This window comes from Rhizobium sp. LjRoot258, assembly GCF_964254185.1.
GTDB lineage: Bacteria > Pseudomonadota > Alphaproteobacteria > Rhizobiales > Rhizobiaceae > Rhizobium.
This window is the reverse complement of record NZ_CAXUST020000003.1, coordinates 93,159-117,016: the sequence shown is the minus strand read 5'-3', so window position 1 is coordinate 117,016 and position 23,858 is coordinate 93,159. Positions and strand designations below refer to the sequence as shown.

General features: G+C 59.8%; 23 protein-coding genes and 2 pseudogenes. 18 read left to right on the top strand and 7 right to left on the bottom strand.

The features are described 5' to 3' along the window. Positions 1-90: 90 nt before the first annotated feature. The 12 genes from ACSQ9D_RS29015 to ACSQ9D_RS28960 are packed head-to-tail and all read left to right on the top strand — an operon-like array spanning position 91 to position 10,411. Positions 91-1,059 (top strand): carbohydrate ABC transporter permease, encoded by a 969-nt coding sequence (locus tag ACSQ9D_RS29015; protein WP_436285297.1) that lies wholly within the window; start codon positions 91-93, stop codon positions 1,057-1,059. Continuing rightward, complete coding sequence (locus ACSQ9D_RS29010; RefSeq protein WP_436285296.1) at positions 1,056-2,009, top strand: carbohydrate ABC transporter permease; 954 nt, start codon at positions 1,056-1,058, stop codon at positions 2,007-2,009. The genes ACSQ9D_RS29015 and ACSQ9D_RS29010 overlap by 4 nt, the downstream gene beginning before the upstream one ends. After that, positions 2,006-2,218, top strand: a complete 213-nt coding sequence (locus tag ACSQ9D_RS29005; protein ID WP_016555186.1) for a hypothetical protein — start codon at positions 2,006-2,008, stop codon at positions 2,216-2,218. Before ACSQ9D_RS29010 ends, ACSQ9D_RS29005 begins: the two co-directional genes overlap by 4 nt. A 3-nt stretch (positions 2,219-2,221) precedes the next feature. Continuing rightward, positions 2,222-3,319 carry an ABC transporter ATP-binding protein gene (locus tag ACSQ9D_RS29000; RefSeq protein ID WP_436285295.1) on the top strand — a complete coding sequence of 366 codons (1,098 nt, stop codon included), beginning with the start codon at positions 2,222-2,224 and terminating at the stop codon, positions 3,317-3,319. Next, the gene (locus ACSQ9D_RS28995; protein ID WP_436285294.1) at positions 3,312-4,319 is read left to right on the top strand and encodes an ABC transporter ATP-binding protein; all 1,008 of its coding nucleotides are present in this window, start codon (positions 3,312-3,314) and stop codon (positions 4,317-4,319) included. The genes ACSQ9D_RS29000 and ACSQ9D_RS28995 overlap by 8 nt, the downstream gene beginning before the upstream one ends. Positions 4,320-4,367: 48 nt before the next feature. Beyond that, positions 4,368-6,005 (top strand): dihydroxyacetone kinase subunit DhaK, encoded by a 1,638-nt coding sequence (locus ACSQ9D_RS28990; RefSeq protein WP_436285293.1) that lies wholly within the window; start codon positions 4,368-4,370, stop codon positions 6,003-6,005. A gap of 26 nt (positions 6,006-6,031) precedes the next feature. Beyond that, positions 6,032-6,646: a dihydroxyacetone kinase subunit DhaL gene (gene dhaL / locus ACSQ9D_RS28985; RefSeq protein ID WP_436285292.1), complete on the top strand. Its 615-nt coding sequence runs from the start codon at positions 6,032-6,034 to the stop codon at positions 6,644-6,646. Further along, entirely contained in the window at positions 6,643-7,041 is a 399-nt protein-coding gene (gene dhaM, locus ACSQ9D_RS28980) for a dihydroxyacetone kinase phosphoryl donor subunit DhaM (RefSeq protein ID WP_037120446.1), read from the top strand. Before dhaL ends, dhaM begins: the two co-directional genes overlap by 4 nt. Next, positions 7,041-7,385 (top strand): HPr family phosphocarrier protein, encoded by a 345-nt coding sequence (locus ACSQ9D_RS28975; RefSeq protein ID WP_436285291.1) that lies wholly within the window; start codon positions 7,041-7,043, stop codon positions 7,383-7,385. Before dhaM ends, ACSQ9D_RS28975 begins: the two co-directional genes overlap by 1 nt. Then, the gene (locus ACSQ9D_RS28970) at positions 7,369-8,949 is read left to right on the top strand and encodes a putative PEP-binding protein (protein ID WP_436285290.1); all 1,581 of its coding nucleotides are present in this window, start codon (positions 7,369-7,371) and stop codon (positions 8,947-8,949) included. The genes ACSQ9D_RS28975 and ACSQ9D_RS28970 overlap by 17 nt, the downstream gene beginning before the upstream one ends. A 1-nt stretch (position 8,950) precedes the next feature. Beyond that, positions 8,951-9,361, top strand: coding sequence for a hypothetical protein (locus tag ACSQ9D_RS28965; protein WP_436285289.1), 411 nt, complete (start codon positions 8,951-8,953; stop codon positions 9,359-9,361). A 57-nt stretch (positions 9,362-9,418) separates the two neighbouring features. Further along, a complete protein-coding gene (locus ACSQ9D_RS28960; protein WP_436285288.1) occupies positions 9,419-10,411 on the top strand; it encodes a dihydroxyacetone kinase subunit DhaK in 993 nt (330 codons plus the stop codon). 149 nt (positions 10,412-10,560) lie between these two features. Here the strand turns inward: ACSQ9D_RS28960 and ACSQ9D_RS28955 are convergent, their stop codons facing one another. The 4 genes from ACSQ9D_RS28955 to ACSQ9D_RS28940 all read right to left on the bottom strand — a co-directional run bounded on the left by ACSQ9D_RS28955 (position 10,561) and on the right by ACSQ9D_RS28940 (position 15,291). Beyond that, positions 10,561-11,544, bottom strand: coding sequence for an ABC transporter permease (locus tag ACSQ9D_RS28955; protein WP_436285287.1), 984 nt, complete (start codon positions 11,542-11,544; stop codon positions 10,561-10,563). Beyond that, on the bottom strand, positions 11,541-12,536 hold the full coding sequence (locus tag ACSQ9D_RS28950) for an ABC transporter permease (RefSeq protein ID WP_436285286.1): 996 nt from the start codon (positions 12,534-12,536) through the stop codon (positions 11,541-11,543). The genes ACSQ9D_RS28955 and ACSQ9D_RS28950 overlap by 4 nt, the downstream gene beginning before the upstream one ends. Further along, a complete protein-coding gene (locus ACSQ9D_RS28945; RefSeq protein ID WP_436285285.1) occupies positions 12,533-14,071 on the bottom strand; it encodes a sugar ABC transporter ATP-binding protein in 1,539 nt (512 codons plus the stop codon). Before ACSQ9D_RS28945 ends, ACSQ9D_RS28950 begins: the two co-directional genes overlap by 4 nt. An 80-nt stretch (positions 14,072-14,151) precedes the next feature. Beyond that, positions 14,152-15,291 carry a sugar ABC transporter substrate-binding protein gene (locus ACSQ9D_RS28940; RefSeq protein WP_436285284.1) on the bottom strand — a complete coding sequence of 380 codons (1,140 nt, stop codon included), beginning with the start codon at positions 15,289-15,291 and terminating at the stop codon, positions 14,152-14,154. 187 nt (positions 15,292-15,478) lie between these two features. On the opposite strand from ACSQ9D_RS28940, the gene ACSQ9D_RS28935 reads away from it, so the two are divergent. The 3 genes and pseudogenes from ACSQ9D_RS28935 to ACSQ9D_RS28925 all read left to right on the top strand — a co-directional run bounded on the left by ACSQ9D_RS28935 (position 15,479) and on the right by ACSQ9D_RS28925 (position 17,579). Then, on the top strand, positions 15,479-16,507 hold the full coding sequence (locus tag ACSQ9D_RS28935) for a LacI family DNA-binding transcriptional regulator (protein WP_436285283.1): 1,029 nt from the start codon (positions 15,479-15,481) through the stop codon (positions 16,505-16,507). 450 nt (positions 16,508-16,957) lie between these two features. Further along, positions 16,958-17,250: pseudogene (locus ACSQ9D_RS28930) on the top strand (type II toxin-antitoxin system RelE/ParE family toxin); the annotation flags it as partial. 24 nt (positions 17,251-17,274) lie between these two features. Then, a pseudogene (locus tag ACSQ9D_RS28925) lies at positions 17,275-17,579 on the top strand (helix-turn-helix domain-containing protein). On the opposite strand, the gene ACSQ9D_RS28920 reads toward ACSQ9D_RS28925, so the two are convergent. Then, positions 17,576-17,878 carry a YkgJ family cysteine cluster protein gene (locus tag ACSQ9D_RS28920; protein ID WP_436285282.1) on the bottom strand — a complete coding sequence of 101 codons (303 nt, stop codon included), beginning with the start codon at positions 17,876-17,878 and terminating at the stop codon, positions 17,576-17,578. The pseudogene ACSQ9D_RS28925 and the gene ACSQ9D_RS28920 sit on opposite strands and share 4 nt — an antisense overlap. Positions 17,879-18,157: 279 nt before the next feature. Here ACSQ9D_RS28920 and ACSQ9D_RS28915 point away from each other — a divergent pair, with 279 nt between their 5' ends. Then, positions 18,158-18,361, top strand: a complete 204-nt coding sequence (locus tag ACSQ9D_RS28915; protein ID WP_024315024.1) for a cold-shock protein — start codon at positions 18,158-18,160, stop codon at positions 18,359-18,361. Between the two features lie 214 nt (positions 18,362-18,575). On the opposite strand, the gene ACSQ9D_RS28910 is transcribed toward ACSQ9D_RS28915, so the two are convergent. Next, the gene (locus ACSQ9D_RS28910; RefSeq protein WP_436285281.1) at positions 18,576-19,961 is read right to left on the bottom strand and encodes an FAD-binding oxidoreductase; all 1,386 of its coding nucleotides are present in this window, start codon (positions 19,959-19,961) and stop codon (positions 18,576-18,578) included. Positions 19,962-20,089: 128 nt separating this feature from the next. After that, positions 20,090-21,028, bottom strand: coding sequence for a fatty acid desaturase (locus ACSQ9D_RS28905; RefSeq protein WP_436285280.1), 939 nt, complete (start codon positions 21,026-21,028; stop codon positions 20,090-20,092). 247 nt (positions 21,029-21,275) lie between these two features. Here ACSQ9D_RS28905 and ACSQ9D_RS28900 point away from each other — a divergent pair, with 247 nt between their 5' ends. Both ACSQ9D_RS28900 and ACSQ9D_RS28895 read left to right on the top strand, forming a co-directional pair. Next, positions 21,276-22,838 (top strand): ABC transporter substrate-binding protein, encoded by a 1,563-nt coding sequence (locus tag ACSQ9D_RS28900; protein WP_436285279.1) that lies wholly within the window; start codon positions 21,276-21,278, stop codon positions 22,836-22,838. 42 nt (positions 22,839-22,880) lie between these two features. After that, complete coding sequence (locus ACSQ9D_RS28895; RefSeq protein ID WP_436285278.1) at positions 22,881-23,858, top strand: ABC transporter permease; 978 nt, start codon at positions 22,881-22,883, stop codon at positions 23,856-23,858.

Below are 23,858 nucleotides of genomic sequence, written 5' to 3'. Positions count from 1 at the left end.
ACGCGCAACATTCTTGCCAGAATGGCGGCCCGGATCGCCAAGACTGCCGGGTCGCCTGATGTCTCACATACGCAAAGACCAGGTGACATCTTGAACATTTCCTCTTCATCCATGGTCGAGAAGGCAGCAGAAGCGACTGCAAGGGCGACGCCAACATCGGTCGCTCACCGCGTCCGCGGCCTGTCCGATCGAACGATCGCCTGGGTGTTCATCGCCCCCACCATCATCCTTCTTCTCGCCATCAACATCTTCCCGCTCATCTGGGCTATCTATCTTTCGTTCACGAACTATCGCGCCAACCGTCCAAACGCGCCGGTCCTGAACGTCGGATTGAGCAATTACGAGCGCGTCCTGACCGATCCCGACATCTGGCAGGCGATGCAGACGACGGCGCACTTCGTGTTCTGGACGATCCTGCTGCAGACGGTGATTGGCTTTACGCTCGCCTATCTCATCGACCGCAAGTTTCGCGGCCATGCGTTCTGGACGACGCTGATCCTGATCCCGATGATGCTGTCGCCGGCCGTCGTCGGCAACTTCTGGCGCTTCCTCTACGAGCCACAGATCGGCCTCTTCGCCTACGCCGTCTCTCTCCTCACCGGCATACCGACAGCCGAGATCCAGATGCTCGGCAGTGTCTCGCTGGCACCCTGGGCGATCATCATCGTCGATACCTGGATGTGGACCCCCTACGTGATGCTGATATGCCTTGCAGGTCTGCGCTCCATTCCGGACTACATTTACGAGGCCGCCGAGGTCGATCGCGCCTCCGCATGGCGCCAGTTCTGGTCGATCACCGTGCCAATGGCCCTCCCCTTCATCATGCTCGCTGTGCTTTTCCGCGGCATCGAGAACTTCAAGATGTTTGACATGGTCACGCTCTTGACCGGCGGTGGCCCGGGCTCGACCACCGAAGTCGCCTCCATCACGCTGAAGCGTACGGCCTTCGAGAGCTGGGCAACAGGTCGGGCCTCTGCCTTCGCCATTGTCCTCTTCGTGGCCGTGTTCGGCCTCGCCAACATCTACGTCAAGGCACTCAACAGGGTGAAGCAACGATGAGCTCCGTCACCTCAGCCCATTCGGTCGTAGAGCCGAGCTTGACCAGCAAACGCATCGCCGGCGCTATCGTGATCCTCTACGCCCTGATCACCCTGATCCCGCTCGTCTGGATTTTCCTGACCAGCATCAAGTCACCGCCGGATTCCATCAGCTATCCTCCCAAGATCGTTTTTACGCCGACACTGGAAGGCTATTGCAACCTTCTGACGACGAGGACGCGCCAGACGCCGGAATACATTGCCTCCCTGCCCGTGCCGACCGGCACCTGCGACGAGGTGACACGCAAGCGAAACATGGTGATCGCCGGCCCCTCGAACTTCCTGCCGCGTTTCGTCAACTCGCTGGTGATCGCCTTCGGCTCGACGTTCCTGGCGGTCTTTCTGGGAACGCTCGCCGCCTACGGCTTCTCCCGCTTCAGGGTGCCGCTTGCCGACGACTTGCTGTTCTTCATCCTGTCGACGCGCATGATGCCGCCCATTGCCGTCGCCATCCCGATCTATCTCATGTACCGCGAGCTTGGCCTTTCCGATACGGCGCTGGGCATGATCCTGCTCTACACGGCGGTCAACGTCTCGCTCGCAGTCTGGCTGCTCAAGGGCTTCATCGACGAGATACCGCGCGAATACGAGGAAGCCGCAATGATCGACGGCTATACCCGGCTGCAGGCTTTCTGGAAGGTTGTCCTGCCGCAGGCAACCACGGGCATTGCCGCCACCGCGATCTTCTGCCTGATTTTCGCCTGGAACGAGTATGCCTTCGCCGCCCTGCTGACATCGGGGGAAGCTCAGACGGCGCCACCCTTCATTCCGACCATCATCGGTGAGGGCGGTCAGGACTGGCCGGCAGTCGCGGCGGGAACGACGATCTTTCTCATCCCGATCCTCGTCTTCACTATTCTCCTGCGCAAGCAGCTCTTGCGTGGCATTACCTTCGGAGCGGTCCGCAAATGACGCATCTGATCGAAACACCGCGCCCTTCCCGCCCTAAGCGCCCCTTCTTCCTGCGCCGTGGTCCGATGGAAAATATCGCAACCACACTGATTGCGATCGGCTTTCTCATGCTCTTCCAGCCGTTCCTGCTGGTTCTCTATACCTATTCGCTGGTAACGCTGCTCGCAGGCACGGCCATGTTCATCATCGTCTCGAAGTTCCCGGAGTGAGCCATGGCGGACATCAGAATCGAAAATCTCCGCAAGCAATTCGGCAGCTTCGTCGCGGTTCAGGATTCGACCTTCCGCATTCATGACGGCGAGTTCCTGGCACTGCTCGGACCGTCTGGCTGCGGCAAGACGACGACGCTTCGTATGATTGCCGGACTTGAACTGCCGACCAGCGGCAAGATCCATCTTGACGGCGAAGACGTCACCTTCAATCGCGCCAGTGCCCGGGACATAGCCTTCGTGTTCCAGCTTTTTGCGCTCTATCCGCATATGAACGTGCGCAAGAACATCGGCTTTCCCCTGCTCTCGCAAGGCATGCCGAAGACGGAAATCCGCCAGCGCGTCGAGGAAACTGCACGGCTGCTGCAGATCGATCATATCCTTGACCGATCCGTCTCCGGACTTGCCGGCGGCGACCGCCAGCGCGTGGCTCTCGGCCGGGCGATCGTGCGCCGTCCGAAGTGCTTCCTGATGGACGAACCCCTCGGCACGCTCGACGCTGAATTCCGCGAAGTCATGGTCCACGAACTGCGCGAACTGCACAACCGCATCCATGCGACGACGGTTTACGTGACGCATGATCAGCACGAGGCCATGGCGATGGCCGACAAGATCGCGGTCATGAACCATGGTGTCATCGAGCAATTCGGCACGCCGCAGGAAATCTACAGCAAGCCAGCCACCATGTATGTCGCGGATTTCATCGGCTCGCCGCCGATGAATTTCATGCGCTTCACCTCAGGCCTTCATACGGGAGCACGGTCGATATCGCTCCATGGCGTCGATGTCAGCATTCCTGAGGTGCACCAGGACTTGGCCGAGGCCGAACTGGCGCTTGGTGTCAGGCCCGAACATATTCGCTTCAGCGATACCTCTCCTTTGCGCGGTGCGGTCTACGGCAGCGAATATCTCGGGACCAATCAGGTTGTGGCAATCGAGACGTCGAGCGGCGTCATCAAGGCTCGCGTTCCGGCAAATCGCAACTTTCGTATCGGCGAGACGGTTGGTCTTGAATTCAACCCGGCCAAGCTCGCGCTGTTCGATTGCAAGTCGGGCCGCGCCGTTGCTTCGGCACTCTATTCGGAGGCACGACATGGCTGACGTCGCTCTCAAAGGCCTCAACAAGCGTTTTGGCGATACACAGGCTCTGGCTGATTTGGACCTCTCGATCCGTGACGGTGAGTTCGTCGTCCTGCTTGGGCCAACGGGCGCCGGCAAGACAACGACGCTGCGCCTGATTGCCGGCCTGGAGCGCCCCGACAGCGGCCGCATCGAGATAGGCGGTCGCAACGTCGCAGGCGAAGCTCCGGCCGACAGGGACGTCGCATTCGTCTTCCAGCAATATTCGCTTTATCCGCATATGACGGTCTACGACAACCTCGCCTTCCCGCTACGAGCGCCAGTGCGCAAGCTCAGCGGCGAAGAAATCGACCAGCGCGTGCGGGAGATTGCGCGCATGGTCAGGATCGACCATAAGCTGGAGAACCGTTCGACACGACTGTCGGGTGGCGAAATGCAGCGCGTCGCGATTGGGCGGGCGCTGGTGCGCCGTCCCGCCATCTATCTGATGGACGAGCCGCTCTCGTCGCTCGATGCAAAGCTACGGGCGGAACTTCGCCTGGAACTCAAGCGGATCCAGAAGGAGCTCGGCTCGACGCTGCTCTATGTAACCCACGACCAGGTCGAAGCCATGACGATGGCGGATCGGATCGGCATTGTTGCGGGAGGAAGGCTGTTGCAGGTCGGAACGCCCCGCGAAATCTACGGCAATCCGGCCAGTCTTCATGTCGCGGCCCGTCTTGGCCAGCCGCACATCAACTTATTACCCACCGATCTTCTTCCTGGCGCCAATCCGCCCCTTGGGACCAAGACGATCGGCGCGCGAACAGAGCATCTCGATATCATCGTCGACCAGAACGCCAATGCCAAGATCGACTGGATCGAACACCTGGGAGACCAGAACCACCTGCACATCCGGGTGCGTGACCACAAGCTCGTCACGCTAGCCGATCCATATCTCGCGATCCGGCCGGGTGATCGAATCAGCCTGACGCTGCGCGATCCGCTCTATTTCGACGCCAGCGGCCAGCGCCTCGGATAAGCAACAGCACGAACAAACACACTGGCATCAAAAGACGGGTCTCATTCCATGAAGCATTTCTTCAATCGCCGGGAAACCATCGTTACTGAAGCCCTCGACGGTCTGCTCCTGACAAGCAGCGCCGGTCGTCTTGCCCGTCTGGATACCTTCCCCGAGATCAAGGTGATCCTGCGCGCGGACTGGGATAAATCGAAGGTTGCAATCATCTCTGGCGGCGGAGCCGGTCATGAGCCCTCGCATGCAGGTTTCGTCGGCAAGGGCATGCTCACGGCGGCCGTATCCGGCGAGATCTTTGCCTCGCCCAGTGTCGATGCCGTGCTGACAGCCATCCGTGCAGTAACCGGCCCCAAGGGTGTTCTGCTGGTCGTCAAGAACTATACGGGTGACCGTCTGAACTTCGGCCTTGCCGCCGAGAAGGCCCGCGCCGAGGGATTCGCTGTCGAGATGGTGATTGTCGCCGACGACATCGCAATTCCTGGCATCAACCAGCCTCGCGGCGTTGCCGGTACGCTGTTCGTGCACAAGATCGCCGGCTATCATGCCGAATCCGGGGCTGACCTTAAGACGGTCGCAGCCCAGGCGGCCGCCGCAGCAGCCGACATCGTTTCGCTCGGCATGTCGCTTTCGACCTGCAGCGTACCTGGTCAGGCGCATGAGGATCGGCTTGGCGCCGACGAAGGAGAGCTCGGTCTCGGCATCCACGGCGAGCCAGGCGTCGAGCGCATTGCTCTGCAGCCGGTTGCCGATCTGGTGGCCACCATGACCAACCGGTTGGCCGCCAAGATTGAAGAGGCAGGAGACTATGGGCTGCTGATCAACAACCTTGGCGCGGTGCCGCCGCTCGAGATGGGCGTCATCGCCAACGCGGTGTTGTCTTCACCTCTCGCCGGCCGTGTTCGGCTGGTCATCGGGCCAGGACCGATGATGACCGCACTCAACATGAACGGCTTCTCACTTTCACTGATCCGGCTGGATGCGGCTCGCGAAGCCGCGCTGAAGGCTGCCGTCGAGCCGCATGCCTGGGTACCTGCCACCGAACGGCACGAGATCGCCATTGTTGCTGCACCGCGAGTATCGGCGCGGGATGCGGCGATGCCGGCCAGCGACGACAGTCGGAACCGTCGCCTTGTGAACGCGCTTTGCGCGCATCTGATTTCTCTCGAAAGCGAGTTGAATCGCCTGGATAACCGCGTCGGCGACGGCGATACCGGTTCCACCGTGGCGACAGGAGCGCGCAGTATTCTTTCCCGCATCGACACGCTGCCGCTGAAGGATCCTGCCGCCACCATGGCCTCGGTCGGCGAGATCCTGAGCACCAGCATGGGCGGCTCGAGCGGCGTGCTACTCTCGATCTTCTTTACGGCCGCATCCAAGGCCATGGCGGAAAAGGCGGATTTCGCTGCCGCCCTGCTTGCCGGGCTCGATCGGATGACGTTCTATGGAGGGGCCAGCGTCGGCGACCGCACGATGGTCGATGCGCTGGCGCCGGCGCTTGCTGCTTTGGCATCCGGTAATGTCGCGGCCGCGGCAAAGGCTGCAGCAGCGGGTGCCGAGTCGACCAAGGCGATGCGAAAAGCAAAGGCCGGCCGCGCCTCCTATGTCGGCGAGAAGGATCTGGAGGGAGTGCCCGATCCAGGAGCGGTGGCTGTGGCAAACGCATTCGAAGTTGCAGCAACGCTGACGTAGCTGGCGCTGCTGCCGGGAGGTAACACGTGCAGGCAGAACCAGTTCTTCTTGCGGGATTGATTGAAGTTTGCTGTGCAACGATTGCGGCAAACAGCGATCATCTCTGCGCACTGGATCGCGCAATCGGTGACGGCGATCATGGAACCAACATGCAGCGCGGCTGTGAAGCAGTTAGCGCCGAAGAAGCGACGGTCTCATGCCTCCCCCTGCCTGACGCGCTGGAAAGGATCGGCCTGACACTGGTGATGAGCATAGGCGGTGCGGCCGGCCCACTCTACGGAACGCTGCTAATGGAGATGGGACGCGAGCTTCGCAAATCGGATCAGGGACAGGATTTTTCCTCGGCGTTAAAGCAGGCCATTGATGCTGTTGCCCGTCGCGGACGTTCGCACGCCGGAGACAAGACCCTGCTCGACGTGCTCTACCCTGTGCAAGATGCGCTTGCGCACCGTTCGCCATTGACCGATATCGTGCGTCGGGCGGAGCTTTCCGCCAGCTTTACCGCCGCCATGAAGGCCATGCGCGGTCGAGCAGCCTACCTTGGAGAGCGTTCGATCGGCCACGTTGACCCGGGCGCCTCGAGCTGCGCTCTCCTGACAATTGCTATCTGTCGCTACCTTGAGGAGCACCGCCCGGCATGAGTGTGAAGACCCCAAACGTCGGGATTGTGATCGTCTCCCACTCGCCGCTGGTCGCGCGAGGCACGGCCGACATGGTGCGGCAGATGGTGGGCGACAGCGTGCCGCTCGCCTGGTCGGGCGGCAATAGTCGCGGAGAGCTCGGCACGGATGCCGGCGGCATCCTGACAGCCATAGAGGAGGCCTGGTCAGAGGCAGGTGTCGCCGTTTTCGTCGACCTTGGCGGGGCCGAAACCAACAGCGAGATGGCCATCGAAATGCTCGGTTTACCGCGCGCAAAGCTGATCTCGATCTGCAATGCTCCGGTGGTGGAAGGCGCCGTCATCGCCGCTGCCGAGGCCTCCGGCGGGGCATCGCTGGCAAAGGTTGTAGCGACAGCAGAGGAACTGTCACCCTGATGAGCGGCGGGTTGCGCATAGAAAACCGGGAGGCCGAACAAGTGCATGCCAGTTGCCAGACAGAGGTCGAAGTGAAGCACGGGGTCGGCTTGCACGCCCGCCCCTCGGTGACGTTCACACGGCTGGCAAAGTCGTTTCCCTGCTCGATCGAAGTCGCGGTCAATGGCAGCGACGTCTGGCTGAATGGAAAGAGCATCATCAAGATCATGGGTGCCAGGATCCGCAAGGGATCCATGCTGAAAATCCGTGCCGACGGAATCCTCGCAGAAGAGGCAGTCCGGGCATTGAAGGGCCTCATCGAGCGCAACTTCGATGAGGAAAAGAAACATGGCCGCACCGCTTAGATTGAAAGCAACGAGCGCCTCTCCGGGCGTCGCATCCGGGCCGGCCTATATCGCGGAGCCGCCGGCCGCCGCTGCCCTGTCACAATCGGCCGTTTCGGGACACGCGGAGCTGGCAGCGGCCATCGAAACCGCTATCGACGAGCTTCAGAACCTTGCCACGGGTACGGACGCAGAAGGCGGCGACATCATCGATTTTCAGCTCGAAGTGCTTCGCGATCCGACGATCGTTGAAATGGCAGGTGCGCGTATCGATGCGGGCGAGAATGTCGTATTCGCGTGGGTCGAGACACTCGACGGATACATCCGTGAACTGGAGAGTGCTGAAGAAGAACAGCTGCGAGCCCGCGCTGTCGATATTCTGGACATCAAAAATCGCGTACTGGCGGCCCTGACGGGAACGCCGGTAAAGGACTTTCCGGCCGGATCTATCTATGTCGGTAAGGACATGGAGCCCAGCCGCTTCCTCGCACATGACTGGTCTGCAGGCGGCGGCATTGCGCTCTACGCCGGCAGCGCCGCAGGTCATGTCGCCCTTCTTGCCAGATCACGGTCGGTCCCGATGGTTATCGGCGCGGGACGTTTCGTCACCGCTGGCGGCCAACATATACGCGTCGATGGAGATGCAGGCGTGATCGTCCTTGAGATGGGCAAGGAGGGCGCAGCGCCCATCCGACCCGAGCTTCCAGCATCAAGCACAGTACCGGCGGCAGACGACGGGATACTGCAAACGGCGGATGGCGCGCAAATTCTGTTGTCTATCAATCTCAACGCCCTCGACGAAATCGACGGGATCGCAGCAACGGCGGCGGCTGGTATCGGACTGATGCGTTCCGAATTCGCAGTCGCGTCACTCGCTGATGCCGCAAACGAGGAGAAGCAACTCGCCATCTACCGCCGCGTCCTTGACTGGGCCGAGGGCAGATCGGTGACGATCCGCATGCTGGATGTTGGCGGCGACAAGCCGCTCCCCGGCCTTGCAGCTTCGCCCGCATTGCGCGGCATCCGCCTTCTTCTTGCCCGGCCAGAGATCACGCGCGTTCAAGTGCGTGCGTTGTTGCGTGCAGCCATCTTCGGTAATCTGCGCGTCATGCTGCCGATGGTGACCTTTCCGTCGGAAGTCGATGATATGCGGCAGATCTTTCGAGAAGAGGCCGCCGAGCTGGCGCGCCGGGGCGTGCCGCACCGCTTCCCTTCGATTGGCATGATGGTGGAAGTGCCGGCCGCCGCGCTCATGCTCGAGCAGTTCGAAGGCGCGGACTTCTTTTCATTCGGCACCAACGACCTCGCGCAGTATCTCATCGCCTCGACCCGCGAAGATGTCGATTTCGCCGCACACCGCGAGAAGGCCGAGCAGGCTGTACTGCGACTGCTCGTTTATGCCGTAAAACTTGCCGGTAGCAAACCGCTCAGCATCTGCGGCGACATGGCCGGCGATCCGCGCCTGACAGCCGAACTGCTGGCCGCCGGCATCCGGCATTTTTCCATGGCGCCCGCTCAACTTCCCGCGATAAGATCGGCAATCGTCGGTTTGAACGCCGGTGGGACAAAGGCAGCCGGAGAATAAGATGGCGCGCGAAGACACCGAAGACGCCATTATCGCCTACAAGTCAATTCTGGCCCAGATCATCGACAACCGACCTTCCGGAACCCGTCAGCGGCTGGCCACGGAACTGGGCAAGCATCGCAGCTTCGTTACGCAGATAACAAGCCCGACCTACGCGACGCCTCTTCCTGCGCGGCATCTCGCGACGATCTTCCGGGTCTGTCATGTCAGCGCCGCCGAACAGGAGCGTTTTCTGGAGGCCTACCAGAATGCACATCCCGGCAAACTGCCGGAGCTTGGCGCCTCGGAAAAACTGCGGCATCTTTCACTCATGGTCCCTGATTTCGGCGACGAGCGACGCAACCGGCTGCTGGAGGAAGCAATCGCCGATCTGGTGCAGAAGATTGCCGCAATTTCCGGACCGCCGGAGTGAATGGCGTTGCGCTTCGTGCGACAAGACTGGGACGATGATCGCCTTGGGAGGGGCTTGATGAAGAAGTTCATCAACACAGCAGACACCATGGTCGCCGAAAGCGTCGAAGGCTTTGTGCGCGCCCATGAGGAGTTCGTTGTGTTCGGCGTCGACCGCAAATTTATCCGCCGTCGCCACATGGTTCCGGGCAAGGTCGCGATCATATCCGGCGGCGGCGCGGGTCATGAGCCAATGCACATCGGCTTCGTCGGCCGCGGCATGCTCGATGCGGCTTGCGTCGGGCACATTTTCACGTCTCCCACGCCGAGCCAGATCATGAGCGCCATCGAGGAAGCGGACACCGGGGCTGGATGCTTGTTGGTGGTGAAAAACTATGACGGCGACGTCATGAATTTCGAAATGGCGGCAGAGATGGCAGCCAGCCGCCACAAAATTGAAACGGTGATCGTCAACGACGACATCGAAACGGCAAGGACAGGCGACGGGCGCGGCCGCCGTGGCGTCGCCGGTACAGTGATCATAGAGAGGCTTCTCGGCGCCGCGGCCGAACGAGGCATGACCCTCGCCGAACTGAAAGGCCTCGGCGACGGCCTCGCTCCACGCATCCGATCGATGGGCGTTGCCCTGACCGGCGTGACGGTCCCGCACACGCAGCGCACAACATTCGCGCTCGGACCGAGCGAAATGGAAGTGGGCGTCGGCATTCATGGGGAGCCGGGCCATTCGAGAGAGCCCTTCTCCAACGCCGACACCATCGTCCGACATCTGAGCGAAACGATCTTCAACGACATCGCCCGAGCCGCCGACAAAGCGTTGCTTTTCGTCAACGGGCTTGGCGGCACGCCACCGGCCGAACTCTATCTCGCCTACAACACTGCTCACCGCTTCATGGTCGACCACGGCTTGCGGATCGAGCGCTCGCTTGTCGGCACTTATGCCACGTCGCTCGACATGCAGGGCCTTTCTGTCACGCTCGCGTTCCTCAGCGACGAGGAGTTTTCCCTATGGGATTCGCCGGTTGCAACCGCCGCGTTGCGCTGGGGGTGCTAGGTTCCGGCTCCAACAAACGTGACAATACGCTCAAACTCCTAATGAGGAGGTTTGATTGGGCCGTGCCATTTACGATTGAAGGGCCATTTCCCGACAGCCAAATCGTCCACGTGCTGCTGGAAGACATTATCGAAGCCGAACGAGCCCCTTCAGTTCAGCTTCTGCCGGCCGTAGAGCAGTAGCATGCCTATGATCACCACTCCGTAAATCAGCTGTCGGCCAGCCTCTTCAATCTGCATTACTGAGAGGATTGACTGCAGCAGCGTGATCAGGATGACGCCCGCGACTGTTCCAAGGTAGGAGCCTTTGCCGCCGAGGACATGGGTTCCGCCGAGGACCACGGCTGCGATCGACGGCAGCAGATAGGCGTCACCCATCGACTGCGATGCCTTGGACGCATAACCGGCGAGCAACACGCCGCCAAGCGCGCTGAGCGACCCCGAAATCACGAAGGCGAGCAAGGCAATGCGCCGGGTGTCGATGCCCGACATATAGGCGGCCCGTTCCCGGTTTCCGATCGCGTAGAGCGAACGGCCGAACGTGGTTCGGGTCAGCAGGAAGACGGCGAGGATGCCGACAACGAACCAAACAAGAACGCCGTTCGGGACAGACGGGATCATATAGCCGGTCGCGAGGAAGCGCATCGCCGGGGAGGCCGAATCCTGCGGTGAGAAGCCGCCGGTGTAGACGACCATTAACCCTTGCACGACGGCATTCGTCGCAAGCGTGATGATCATCGAGGGAATGCGCAGGTACGCGACGGCAAGCCCGTTGACGAAGCCGATCGCTGCGCCGCAGGCAATTCCGAAGGGAATGGCAACGAACGAGCCGCTGGTTCCATAGGCTGTCGCGGCGCATGCCATCATCGCGCCGGCAGTCACCGTCCATGGAACCGAAAGATCGATCTGTCCAAGCAAGATGACCATCATCATGCCCGTCGCGATCACGCCGAGAAACGAGGCGACCTTCAACTGCTGCAACAGGTAATCGGCCGACAGGAAGTTGGAGGAATAGATCGATCCGCCAAGCAGCAGAAGGAGGATGCAGCCGAAGGCGATCGCCACGGCGGGATCTCTCCCGCGCAGCCGGTTGGGAACGATTGATTGCCGCATGCTGGACGCATCCTCGCTCATTGGAACCATTCCAGTCGGTTGCGTACCCGCGCCAGCCCGATCGAGCCGACACCGATCGCCAGCATTAGCACGATGCCTTGGAACAGCGGCTGCCACAGAGGATCGAAATCGAAGACGAAGAGGAGATCGCCGATGGTGCGGAAGGCAAGTGCTCCGAACACGGCTCCGACAGCGCTGCCCTTCCCGCCCGCCAGCGAGACGCCCCCGAGAACGACCGCAGCAATCGAGTAAAGCGTGTAGGCGTTGCCGCTAGCGAAGGCCGCTTCGCCAGTGTAGGAATAGAACGTCAGGTAGAGCCCGCCCATGGCCGACAAGAGCCCGGCAACTGCATAGGCGGCCAGTTTCGCCCGCTTCAGCGGCACGCCGGACATATAGGCCGCATTCTCCGCGGAACCAGCCGCATAGGCCGCACGGCCGTAGACCGATCTGCTGAAGGGGAGCCAGACCAGGAGGATCGTGGCTGCAAGCACCGCCAGGCTGGTGGGAAACATCCCGAAGAGCTTCGAGGTAAACACGTCTGCAAGAGCTTCGTTGACAGAGCCGCCCGGCGTTGGCCGCAGCAGCAACGCCAGCCCGAAGAAAATTGCACTTGTGGCGATGGTCGTAACGATCGGCTGCAGTCTGCCGAAGATGATGATGAGGCCGTTCAATGTGCCGCATGCAAGCCCTGCGACAAGCACGGCCACGATCCCGAAACCGGTCTGCAGCGGTGTGCCGACCACCAGCCACGATGCAAGGCAGTTGCACAGCACCAATACCATGCCTGCCGAAAGGTCGATTCCGGCGGTGATGACGACAAGACATTGCGCCATCGCGACAAAGGCGAGCAAAATCGCCTTGTTGGACGCTGTCTGCACGACATTCGGCGTGAAGCCCGCCGGATGGTTGGAGACATAGATCACGAACATCGCGACGAAGAGGGCGGCGGCGAGCAGCGTCCCCTTGTTGCTCTGATACCAGAAGCGCCATTCGCCGGAAGTGCCTATTGTCACTGCGTTACCCTCCGTTCCACAGGCCGGGCGGCGATGTTCAATGCACTCCCGATCAACTCACGTTCGTTGATGTCGGCGCCTTCAAGCGTGCGAACAACGGTACCGTCGTACATGACGAGGACGCGATCGCAGCAGCCGATCAGCTCGTCGTAGTCCGTGGAATAGAAAATGATCGCGGCGCCGCCGTCGGCGAGCTTTCTCAGCAGTTGATAGATTTCCTGCTTGGTGCCGACGTCGATGCCGCGCGTCGGGTCGTTCAGCAGGACGATCCTTGGTCGATTCATCAGCCATTTCGCAATCACGACCTTCTGCTGGTTTCCACCGGACAGGCTGCTGACCGGCATGTCGATGGTTGCCGCCTTGATGGCGAGGAGCTTGAGGAGTTCGTCAATGCGGGCCGCCTCTGCCCCTCGATCGATGATGCCGTTGCGCGAAACGCTGCCGAGTGCGGCGATCGACAGGTTCTCGCGGACCGTCATTGGCAGCATCAACCCCTCGGTCTTTCGATCCTCCGGAATAAGCGCAATGGAGTTCGCGGCGGATTTCGCCTCTTTGGGACTGCTCAAGCGCACGCTGCGGCCGTCGATCTGCACATCGCCCTTGACGTCGCGAAGCACGCCAAAGAGGGCGAGCAAGAGCTCCCGCTGGCCCTGCCCGTCCAAGCCGCCGACGCCGACGATTTCGCCGGGACGGGCATCGAACGTGATACCAGCCAAACGGCCGCCCCAGGAAAGGTCATGACAGGACAGCACCGAAGCCTTATTGGCTTCGATGCTCGGCTTTGCCGGAAACACGCTTTTGTATTCCCGCCCGATCATCAATTCAACAACCTGATGGTCAGTCTTTGTACCGGCTGGGTAGGATTCTATGCTGCGGCCGTTGCGGAATACCGTGCAATCGTCGGCAAGTTCTGCGATCTCATGCATGCGATGCGAGATGTAGACCAGCGCCAATCCTTCCGAGCGCAGCCTCTTCAGGACACTGAAGACCTTCTCGACGTCAGACCTTGTCAGGGCAGATGTCGCCTCGTCCAGGATCATCAGCCGGGGCTTGCGGGCGAGCGCCTTTGCAATCTCGACCATCTGTCGACGGGAGAGCGGGAGGTCCTTGACCAGCGATGATGGATGAATGTCGAAGGCGCCGGCGCGATTGAGCGCTTCTTCGGCGATCTGCCTCTGGGCGCGCCTGTCGATCATGCCGAAGCGGCGCGGTGGATTGCTGATGACGATATTGTCGGCAACGGAAAGGTCGGGAATCAGCGACAGTTCCTGGAAGACCGATACTATCCCCACTGCATTTGCCGCCGCTGGCGATGAGAAGGCCACGTCCTTGCCGCCGAGGAGCATTCGCCCTTCATCGGGTGCGGTGACCCCGGCCATGATTTTGATCAGGGTCGATTTGCCGGCGCCGTTTTCGCCGAGTACGGCATGAATTGCGCCGGATCGAATGGCAATATCGGCTTCCTTCAGTGCGATGACGCCGCCATAGCGCTTCGATATACCTTCCATCCGCAACAGCGGTTCTGACAAAAGCACGCGCCCAACCTCCCATCGGGTGCATTCAGCGTCTGACTGAGGGCGCCCACGTCCGCAGTCAATCCTACGAGCCTTGGCTACTATTGGTTTTCCTTGGTTTGCCCCATGATTTCCTGGGCCGTGAAATTGATGCCGCAGGTGGGGAAGGAGTTGCCGACGAAGAAATTGTCGGACTGATCAGGGTAGTAGTCCTGGTCTTTCTTGAAGTCGGGGTGCGACACCAATGCCGTCGGTAGCTTGACGGCCTGCGGAATCACCTGCCCCTCGAGCGCGGCGATCGCCGTCTTGATGGCGACGGCGACCTGGGCCGGACCGGTTCCTGCGGACGAGCACATCAGACCGTCTCCAGCGTGAGCGGCGCAGAGCTTGCGGAAGCCATTTTCCGTCTCGCCGCCGAAAGGCACGAAGGGATGTTTTGCGTCTATCATGGCCTGAACGACGCCCGTGTCGCCGCCTTGTGCGGTGATGCCGTCAAACGGGCCGTTTGTCGCGATGGCATCTGCCGTCGCCTTCTGGGCAACGCTATCGTCCCATTTGCCGACGACTTCCGTCACGTCGAACTTCTTGCCCGAGGCAGCCAGCGTTTCCTTGATGCCATTGTGACGGTCGGTATCGACAGATGTGCCGGCAACGCCTCTCACTTCGAGAATTTTGCCACCATTCGGCAGATGCTTGACGAGCCACTCGGCCCAGGTGACGCCAAGGCCCTTCTGGTCGACGTTGACGTTGATCGCATCCTTCGTGTCCAGCGTGTTATCGAACGCGACGAGCACGACACCGGCTTCCTTGGCGCGTTTGATCACAGGACCGAAGGCTGTTGGGTTCTGGGCATTGACGACAATCGCATCATAGCCGGCGTCGATGAAGTTGTTGATCGCCGAAATCTGCGCCGGCACGTCTTCGCCCGTAGAGACGACCTTAAATTCCTTCAGCTTCGCCTTTACTTCCGGTTGCGCCGCATAAGCCTTTGCCGTCTTTACCATCTGGATGCGCCAGGTATTGGCGATATAGCCATTGGCCAGCGCGATGCGATACGGGCCTTCCTTCTTCGGATATTGTAGAAACTGCGTATCGGAGGCCCACGGCGTCATGCAGCCTGGATCTGCTGCTGGCCCGGATACGACTTTCGGTTCGGCATATGCGGCACTGCAAAGCAGCGCAAGCATGGATGCGGAAACTGCCGCAATGCGCGCAGATTTCGATGTCACGTCTCTAGGCATGGATGTTCTCCTCCTCGGGCAGACCAAGCCGCCCCTCCAATTTTCTAATTGGCATGCTTGGTCCGAAAGGGCTCCATCCCATCCTTTGCGGAACAGGACAAAAAATTAACACAGATGATAGCGCTGTCAATTGTGGAATATCTATTGATTATCTGTTTTGCTTGATCTTGTGTTTGGATAATCTTCGATGCGCCGAATAACTCTGGACGACGTTGCCAACCTTGCTGGGGTTAGCCCGATTACTGTTTCGCGGGTACTGCGCAAGCCGGGATCCGTCTCGGAAGCATTGCGGCTGCGCGTCAACAGCGCCATTGAAAACCTGGGCTATGTGCCGAATGTTGCGGCAAGCAGGTTGGCGTCCTCCCGCACGCATACAATTGGCGTGATTGTGCCGACGCTTTATAACGTCATCTTTGCCGAATATCTGTTTGCTCTGCATGACGTTCTGATTGCCGCAGGCTTCCAGGTCATTGTCGTGAACAGCCGATATTCGGAAGTCGAGGAGGAGAATGCAATCAAGGCATTGCTTGGCCAGCGGGTGGAAGCCATCATCATTGCCGGCATTCACCACACCCCACTGTCACGTCAGCTTCTGGTGAAGGCGCATCTTCCGGTTGTCCAGACGTTCGAGTTGTCCGACGATCCCATCAACCTCAACATTGGCATGTCACAGGAGCGCGCCGGCCATGCTGCAACCCGCCATCTCATTGACCGCGGGTTTCAGCGGATTACCTTCCTGACCGGCAATCTCGACCACCGTGCTCAGTCCCGGTTCGAAGGCTATCGTGCGGCGATGCATGAGGTCGGATTGAGAAGCCTGGAAATGATTGCCCATAGACCTCGCCACAGTTCGGTGGCGCTCGGATCCGAGCTCTTTGGTGAGATGCACGACCGGGGCGATCTTCCCGAGGCGATCTTCTGTACTGACGACAACTTGGCGCTCGGCGCTATGCAGGAGTGCAGAAAGCGTCGCATCCGCGTGCCGGATGACATCGCGATCATGGGCTTTCACGACCTCGAATTCTCGGCATGTGCGGCTCCTTCCCTCTCCTCAATCGCTACCCGTCGCTACGAAACCGGCAAGCTTGCGGCCGAAAAGGTTCTCCTGGCCCTCGATGCATCCACAAGGCAGAGCATCGAGCAAATCAACATGGGATTTGCCCTTGTCCCACGCGAAAGCACGTCTGGTGACGCCGGCCACCGCTCACCGCAGTAGCGGGAGAAGAGTCCTCCGATGCGAGGCGGCGCCTTATAGTGAAAGACTTCATTTGAGCTGCCTATTTCCATCTCACGGTGTCGATCTATCACTACGAGCACACGCCACGGCGAGCCGGCGATGGCTGCTATTTGCCACGGAAGGCTTTCTTTATAGCTATTGCTGTCTTGAAATAAGAACGGCAGCACCGCCTGTGGTAACCACTTGCCCATAGTCACCTATCAGCGATCAGCGTAAATGGCTGGGCTCGGCCGCTATCGTCGTTTCTGCACCCCACCCGCAGGACAAACCAGCGCTTGCCGCCAGGATTTTGAATCAGGTATGGGAGGCGGCCTAGAGTCAGCAGCCAGTCCAAAATCCTGAAAGGCGTAGCACTTGGTGCTCTATGAAGCGATGTTAGAACGTACTTTCAAAACGGCATGGTTCGCCTAGGCGGCGAAGAAGGCGCGGATTTCCGATGAGGCACTTTGCAAGGCGATCAGCCAAGTCGCGCTTAGACAGGCCGACGATCTCGATGGTGGCGTGTTCAAGAAGCGCCTAACGACAACATGCATCGTTCAATCGTTCTGGCGAAAGCCGGGGAGTTTTGGGTGTTTGCCTATTTGTTCGCGAAAAGGGACCAGGCCAACATCGATGACGACGAGCTTCTGGCGTTCCTAAAGCTCGCCGAGCTCTATCGTCGCAAGGCGAAGGCCGACCTTGAAGCCGAAATCGGCACCGGTGCCCTGTTGGAGACTCGCAATGCGGTCCATAGTGCCGTCGAAGGCATGTATGCGGCCGGTACCATCGACAAGGAAACCATGAAGACGTTCGATGAGGCATGCCTGTTTGTTCCAAAGGAGCTGACCCCAAGCGAGATAGGGCGCTGCGCGAGAACAATCACGTCAGCCAGCCAGTCTTCGCACGCTATCTGAATACCAGCGAGTCCACGGTCCAAAAGTGGGAAACGGGCGCCAAACGACCGAGTGGTCTCGCGCTGAAACTCCTCTCGATCGTGCAGATCGGCCGAGTCCGGCTTCATTGTTACTGCGCCCCATCTGAGCCTGATCAAACAGAAGACGCAATCGGCTAGACGAGCCCAAAAGATGCGCGGGCCTCCAGACAGGCGCCGTCTCCCGGGACACAGGCGCGACAAACATCAGGCCGAAGCTCGTAAACCAAGCATGATGTGCTCGAACCAACGCAGCCGTCCAAGGCCGAGCAGCGCGCGCCGTAGCACCGCATTCCCCCCTGGTCCTCCGAGACGAAGCGCGACGGTAAGGCGTCGAGATCAGCTTCTGTCTCAGTGGAAAATCTTGGCCAAGTGGGCGAAAACGAACAGCAAGCGCCGCAGGCCTGGCAGTCAAGGTCGGTCGGAGTGGGCAAAGGCATGTCTCACTTTCCAAAGTATGAGTGTCGGCTCTTGCTACACAACTTTGTCTAATTTGGCGCGATCGCTGAAGGTAAGGTGGATGAGCGTGGTGATGTAGCATTGGAGCATCGACGCCACCTCGTATAAAACCTCCCGCATCAACAAGGTCCTCCGAGCTCGCACGTCCGCCACCAAATGCAATAGTTCCACGCGTGCAATCGTTGCGGTTGATCGAAACGCATTGGCGCTGTAGGTTCGCCTCGCAATTCAAACGGCCAAGACAATGAAAAGGAACTTTCATGCCGGAAGGTACAGTTAAATTCTTCAACAATGACAAGGGATTCGGGTTCATTACGCCAGACAATGGCGGACCGGATGTCTTCGTTCATCTCTCTGCTTTGCAGCGTGGCGCCTCGCTCCGCGAAGGTGACAAGGTCAGCTACGAAGTGGGCCAGGATCGCAAGACCGGGAAGTCGAAGGCCGAAAACGTCTCCGTCATCTGATCGAATGACCGAATGGTTTTAGCCCAGTCTGTGTATTCGGGCGGGCTAACTCTCTATGTCAGAGGGACCTACGGAAGATTCCGGCTCCTCACCTTCGGTATGTCAATATGGAGATCGGGGACTTATCCCGAGCCCGACACTATGCCGAGCCGGATCCCTAAAGCCCGCGATTTCCGATACAGCCTACGTTGACCGACTGAGCGCCTGTCTTGGTTTAGGCGGCTGGTCGAATATTTTGGTTAACTCGGAAGAGATTGGCAGGATCGTATTTCTTCTTGATCGCAGCTAGCCTCGGATAGTTGTCGCCATAACTCGCCTTAACGCGCGCTTCGCCCTCGTCGTCCATCATGAAATTGACATAGGCGCCGCCGGGATTGAATTTGTGGACCGCCTCCCAGTAGGCCCGGCCCCAGCGCGTCAGGGCCCCTGCCTGCTGCGGATTGGAATCGATCCCCGCGATCACCATTGACCAGGTAGCGTCCCTCGCCCCCCAAGCCGTCTCGTCCCTACTGACACGGCGAACGGCACCATCGATTGGGTAAAGATGCATCAGCGATAGTTCACTCGGCGCCTTTGCCGACTCCGAGATGTAGGTATCGATTGCCGCGTCCGGCAGGTCCTTCACGAAATCGCCCTTCCAATACCATTGTAGGCCCTTCGGGAAAAACGGGTCGAATAACCCCTGTATAGCCGGGAACGGCATCACCCCCATCCAATTGAAGAAGGGCGCCGGAAGCTTGTCAAGGAGCGGCGCCAGCGCGCGTCTGCCATCCTCTTCGGTCCCGTTAAAGCTGGAGATTATGGCGCAGGCCCGCTTGCCCCACGCCTCGCGCGGGAACGGGTCCATCGACGGCACCGTCTTCAGCCCGACAAAAACACCGAGCTCTTCGGGCGACTTCGGCAGGAAGTCGCGATACGCACTCATGATTTCCTTGCCATGGAGCGCGGCGTCCCAGAAAATCGGCCCGGCAAATACCATCTTCACCGGATGGGCCTGGAACAGAAAACTCGTCACCACCCCGAAATTGCCGCCGCCGCCTCGAAGGGCCCAGAACAGATCCGGGTTCTCCTCCTTACTCGCTGTCACGAAGCTGCCATCGGCCAACACCACGTCGGCTTCAAGCAGGTTGTCGATGGTGAGGCCATACTTTCGCGTCAGATAGCCCGAACCGCCGCCAAGCGTCAGCCCCGCGACCCCGGTTGTGGAAACGATGCCGAAGGGGACAGCGAGCCCAAAGGCATGGGTGGCGTGGTCAACATCACCTGACGTACAGCCGGGGCCAACACGCACAGTCCGGGTTGACGGGTCAACGCGCACACCCTTCATTGTCGATAGATCGATGACCAACCCATCATCGCAGCTGCCAAGGCCGGGGCCGTTGTGGCCGCCACCGCGGATGGCGACGAGCAGCCCGTTGTCGCGGCCAAAATTCACCGCAGAAATCACATCAGCAACATCAGCGCAGCGAGCAATCATCAATGGGTGCTTATCGATCATGCCATTGTAAAGCTTGCGAGCCTCTTCATATTCAGGATCGCCACGTTGAATGAGACTGCCGCGGATTGTTCCAGCGAATTTTGTCACATCCTCATCGCGCATGATCTTTCCTCCCAGGATTATCAATGGCTTAGCAGATGGTCATCATCGAAGGGCGGGATCAAACTTACCACGAACTAAGCCAATCGAAAAGTGGCGACGCGTTTCGATCGGTTGAAGGCAGGCCGAACCTATCTATGCTGCGGATGGCGCGGGTCGTCGTGCGGTTTCAACAAGAAGCGGCGGGCAATGTCGAGATAGCCGTCATAGACCAGGCCGCCATTGGTATCGATGAGCGCGTTCCTGTGCCGCCGGTAGAGCAGTGGTATCCGATACCACGGAACTTCGGGCCGCTTGTGATGCAGCACGTGCAGATTGTTGTAAAGAAACAGCAGCCCAAACAATGGCGTGTTTTCGACGATCGCTGTGCGCTCGTCGTGATGGTTGGCATAGCGATGTTCGGCATACGAACGCAGCCTGCTGAGCGCCGCACCACCATAGACAAAACCGAAGAGATAGAGCCAGAGCGGCACTTCGCAAATCCCGATCACCCAGACTAGAACGGCGGCAACGCCGATCGCGTGCCGCGCCCAGAGCGCAGCCCGCTGCCGGTCGTCGTTCAGGACGAGCGCGGCTTCCTGCACCAGGAAGCTGACGATCATGACAAGCGGGCCGAGCGTCAGTCGTCCGAGCAAGGTGGTGTTCCAGGCCGCCAGGCGGCGGCCGACGCCCCCCATCTTCTCCCAGGCCGCTTGCGTGAAATAGGACGATTCCGGGTCCTCGATCGGATCGGTCAGGTGCTCGTCACGATGATGGGTCAGGTGCCCCTCACGATAGATCGTATAGGGCAGCCAGAGGGACAATGGCGGCCAGCCGATCGCATCGTTGATACGCTGATTGCGGGTTGGGTGTCCGTGAATCACCTCATGCTGCAACGACCCGTGCCAGGCGATCAGCCAGCTGCCAGTGGCGATGACGACGACGGCAGGCAGCGATTGCCAGAACCAGGTGGCGGCGAAGAAACCGCCATAAATGACGATCGCCAAGGCAACGGTCTGCCACTCGATGCGGGCGATGGCAAAAAGGGTGGATTGCGAAGGGAGGGTGTCGGGCAATAGGTGGCTGGACATGGTGTTAATTCCGAGGAGGCGAAAAGCGATAAATTTCAAGCACCAATATAAAATCCGTGCGCTCAATGCTGCACCGCATGGCTTTGCAGCGGAGGCGCGAAAAAGGGAAAACTGGTTGCGTAAAACGGCTGTATCGGAAAATATTTATTCTATGTAATTTATAGATTATTCGCTTTAATTCCCTTTATCAAATTGACGAGCGCCCATTCCGCCTTGTGGCGAGCGCTCAATACCGGAGGGACATTCGATGACATTCAACCCCACTCGTCGACAGGTGCTGGTCAGCGGCGCTTCGATCGCAACCATCGTCGCTCTCGGCGGCGTCCATCCCGCCTTTGCCAATGCCGATCGCACCAAGATCGTCGTGCGCGTCGAGAAGGACCTTTCCAATCTTGATCCGGCCAATCGTTCTGGCCCCATCGACCTTAACGTCCTCTGGTCGGTGCAGCAGGGCCTGATTTCCTTTAAGCCGGGCTCGACGGAATGGGAGCTCGACGCGGCCGAAGAGCTGGAGCAGGTGAGCGACACGGAAATCCGCTTCAAGCTCCGCAGCGGCCTTGCGTTTACCGGGGGCTACGGCGATCTGACCGCAGAAGACGTGAAGTTTTCCTTCGAGCGATTCATTAAGCCGGACGCCGAAGGCAAGCCCGTTACCTACGCCAAGGATTGGACTGCCCTTGATCGCGTCGAGGTGACCGGCCCGCTCGAAGGCCGCATCATCCTGAAGAACCCGGCGCCGGCGCTCTATACGATCGCGCTCGCCGATGGATCGGGTCGCATCATCTCAAGGAAGGCTTTCGAAGCCCTCGGCAAGGACATCTCCACGAAGCTGATCGGCAGCGGACCCTATGTCTTGAAAGAATGGGTCCCGCGCGAGCATTTCGTTCTCGAAATCAATCCTGACTACAAGGGCCCGATCAAGCCGCACTTCCAACAGATCGTCGGCAAACCAATCGGCGAACAGAAGACTGCGGAAATCGCCTTCCAGTCCGGCGAGATCGACTTTACCGCGATCGACCCGGAAAGCGGCAAGACACTCGCCGGCCTGCCGGATGCAAGCGTGACGGAAATTCCAGCCATCGACTATGTCTGGTTCGGTCCGAACGTCGAGAAGGCTCCCTTCGACGATATCCGCGTTCGCCAGGCAATCCGCTATGCCGTCGATATCGACGCAATCCTGCAGGGCGCTTATTCAGGGATCTATCCGCGCGCCAATTCATTGCTTGCTCCGAGCCTCCTCGGCTACTGGAAGGACGCGCCGGTCTATGGTCGTGACGTGGAAAAGGCGCGGGCCCTACTCGCTGAGGCTGGCCATTCCAGCGGCTTCAAGACGAAGCTGACCATCGAGGCGAATGCGCGATACGAGGCGATCGCCCAGATCATCCAGGCCAACCTTGCCGAAGTCGGCATCGAGGTCGAGATCGAGGCGCTGGAATCCGCCGCCTATTGGGCACTTGGCAAAAACGACGCCAGCAAAGATCTCGAACTGTCGCTGATCAAGTACAATGGCAAGTTCGACCCCGGCTTCCAGACGCAGTGGTTTACCTCTGCGCAGGTTGGCCAGTGGAACTGGCAGCGCTGGAAGAATGCCGATTTCGACGCCCTGCACGAAAAGGGTGGCGTGACCGTTGATCCGGCCGAGCGCGAGAAGATTTACATAAAGGCACAGAAGCTGCTCGACGAATCCGCTGCCTTCATCTGGATTACTCACAATCTCAATGCGTTTGCCTCGCGCAAATGGCTGAAGCCCGGTGTCCTGCCGAACGGCAACAACTGGCTCTACACAGCCTTCACGGAAGCGACGGCCTGATCCGGTGACGGCTTTCGCAATGACAAACAGGGATGCGCTGCGATGAAAGGCGCATCTCTCCAGATCCATCTCGCTTTCAAACTGGCGACGGCGCTTCTCGCCGTTGCCGGCTCTGTCGTGCTTCTTATGGGGTTGACGCGCCTCATCCCCGGAGATCCCGCGACCGTCATCCTTGGCTCGCGCGCCACACCGGAAGCCGTCGCCGCACTCAATGCCCGCATCGGCCTCGACAAGCCGCTGATCGAGCAGGTGTTTGCCTTCGTCGGCAGGCTCTTTTCCGGCGATCTCGGCGAGGATGTCTTCAACGGTCGGCCGGTGCTTACCCTCGTTGCGGCCGCACTGCCGAACACGGCGGCTCTTGCGATATCCGCCATCCTCTGCGCCATCGCCTTCGGTGTGCCGCTTGCCCTGCTCTCTGCCCGCTTACCGGGCGGCAAGGCGGACCGGCTGATCGCTTTCTTGAGCGTCGGCTTCATCTCGACGCCGAGTTTCGTCGTCTCGGTTTTCCTGCTGATGGTATTTTCCGTGACCCTGCGCTGGTTTCCGGTGCTCGGCGCTGGCGAAAGCGGCGATCTCGGCGACCAGCTGTGGCATCTGGTGCTTCCGACCGCAGCGCTCGCGGCCGGCTGGATCGGCTATATCGCCCGGCTCCTGCGCTCTTCGTTGCTCGAGGTGCTCGGCGAAAACTACATCCGCACACTGCGCGCCTATGGTGTCAGCGAGACGAAGATCCTGGTGAAATATGCGCTGAAGCCGGCGATCCTGCCGACCGTCGCGGTCCTCGGCATGGGCTTTGGCGAGCTTCTGGGCGGCGCTGTCTTTGCCGAGGTGATCTTCAATCGTCCCGGTCTTGGTTCACTGATCTATGACGCCATCCGCACGCGCAATTATCCGGTCGTCCAGGGTAGCGTCTTCGTTATCGTGCTGCTCTATGTACTGATCAATCTCATCGCCGATCTTTCCCAGAGCCTGATCGATCCGCGCGAGCGCGCTCGCCTTGCCTCCGGGCGGGGGCAATAA

Coding starts and splice junctions, on each gene's coding strand:
- ACSQ9D_RS29010 (WP_436285296.1), top strand. CDS start 1,056: ATGAGCTCCGTCACCTCAGCCCATTCGGTCGTAGAGCCGAGCTTGACC.
- ACSQ9D_RS29005 (WP_016555186.1), top strand. CDS start 2,006: ATGACGCATCTGATCGAAACACCGCGCCCTTCCCGCCCTAAGCGCCCC.
- ACSQ9D_RS29000 (WP_436285295.1), top strand. CDS start 2,222: ATGGCGGACATCAGAATCGAAAATCTCCGCAAGCAATTCGGCAGCTTC.
- ACSQ9D_RS28995 (WP_436285294.1), top strand. CDS start 3,312: ATGGCTGACGTCGCTCTCAAAGGCCTCAACAAGCGTTTTGGCGATACA.
- ACSQ9D_RS28990 (WP_436285293.1), top strand. CDS start 4,368: ATGAAGCATTTCTTCAATCGCCGGGAAACCATCGTTACTGAAGCCCTC.
- dhaM (WP_037120446.1), top strand. CDS start 6,643: ATGAGTGTGAAGACCCCAAACGTCGGGATTGTGATCGTCTCCCACTCG.
- ACSQ9D_RS28975 (WP_436285291.1), top strand. CDS start 7,041: ATGAGCGGCGGGTTGCGCATAGAAAACCGGGAGGCCGAACAAGTGCAT.
- ACSQ9D_RS28970 (WP_436285290.1), top strand. CDS start 7,369: ATGGCCGCACCGCTTAGATTGAAAGCAACGAGCGCCTCTCCGGGCGTC.
- ACSQ9D_RS28965 (WP_436285289.1), top strand. CDS start 8,951: ATGGCGCGCGAAGACACCGAAGACGCCATTATCGCCTACAAGTCAATT.
- ACSQ9D_RS28960 (WP_436285288.1), top strand. CDS start 9,419: ATGAAGAAGTTCATCAACACAGCAGACACCATGGTCGCCGAAAGCGTC.
- ACSQ9D_RS28955 (WP_436285287.1), bottom strand. CDS start 11,544: ATGAGCGAGGATGCGTCCAGCATGCGGCAATCAATCGTTCCCAACCGG.
- ACSQ9D_RS28940 (WP_436285284.1), bottom strand. CDS start 15,291: ATGCCTAGAGACGTGACATCGAAATCTGCGCGCATTGCGGCAGTTTCC.
- ACSQ9D_RS28935 (WP_436285283.1), top strand. CDS start 15,479: ATGCGCCGAATAACTCTGGACGACGTTGCCAACCTTGCTGGGGTTAGC.
- ACSQ9D_RS28920 (WP_436285282.1), bottom strand. CDS start 17,878: ATGCCTTTGCCCACTCCGACCGACCTTGACTGCCAGGCCTGCGGCGCT.
- ACSQ9D_RS28915 (WP_024315024.1), top strand. CDS start 18,158: ATGCCGGAAGGTACAGTTAAATTCTTCAACAATGACAAGGGATTCGGG.
- ACSQ9D_RS28910 (WP_436285281.1), bottom strand. CDS start 19,961: ATGCGCGATGAGGATGTGACAAAATTCGCTGGAACAATCCGCGGCAGT.
- ACSQ9D_RS28905 (WP_436285280.1), bottom strand. CDS start 21,028: ATGTCCAGCCACCTATTGCCCGACACCCTCCCTTCGCAATCCACCCTT.
- ACSQ9D_RS28900 (WP_436285279.1), top strand. CDS start 21,276: ATGACATTCAACCCCACTCGTCGACAGGTGCTGGTCAGCGGCGCTTCG.
- ACSQ9D_RS28895 (WP_436285278.1), top strand. CDS start 22,881: ATGAAAGGCGCATCTCTCCAGATCCATCTCGCTTTCAAACTGGCGACG.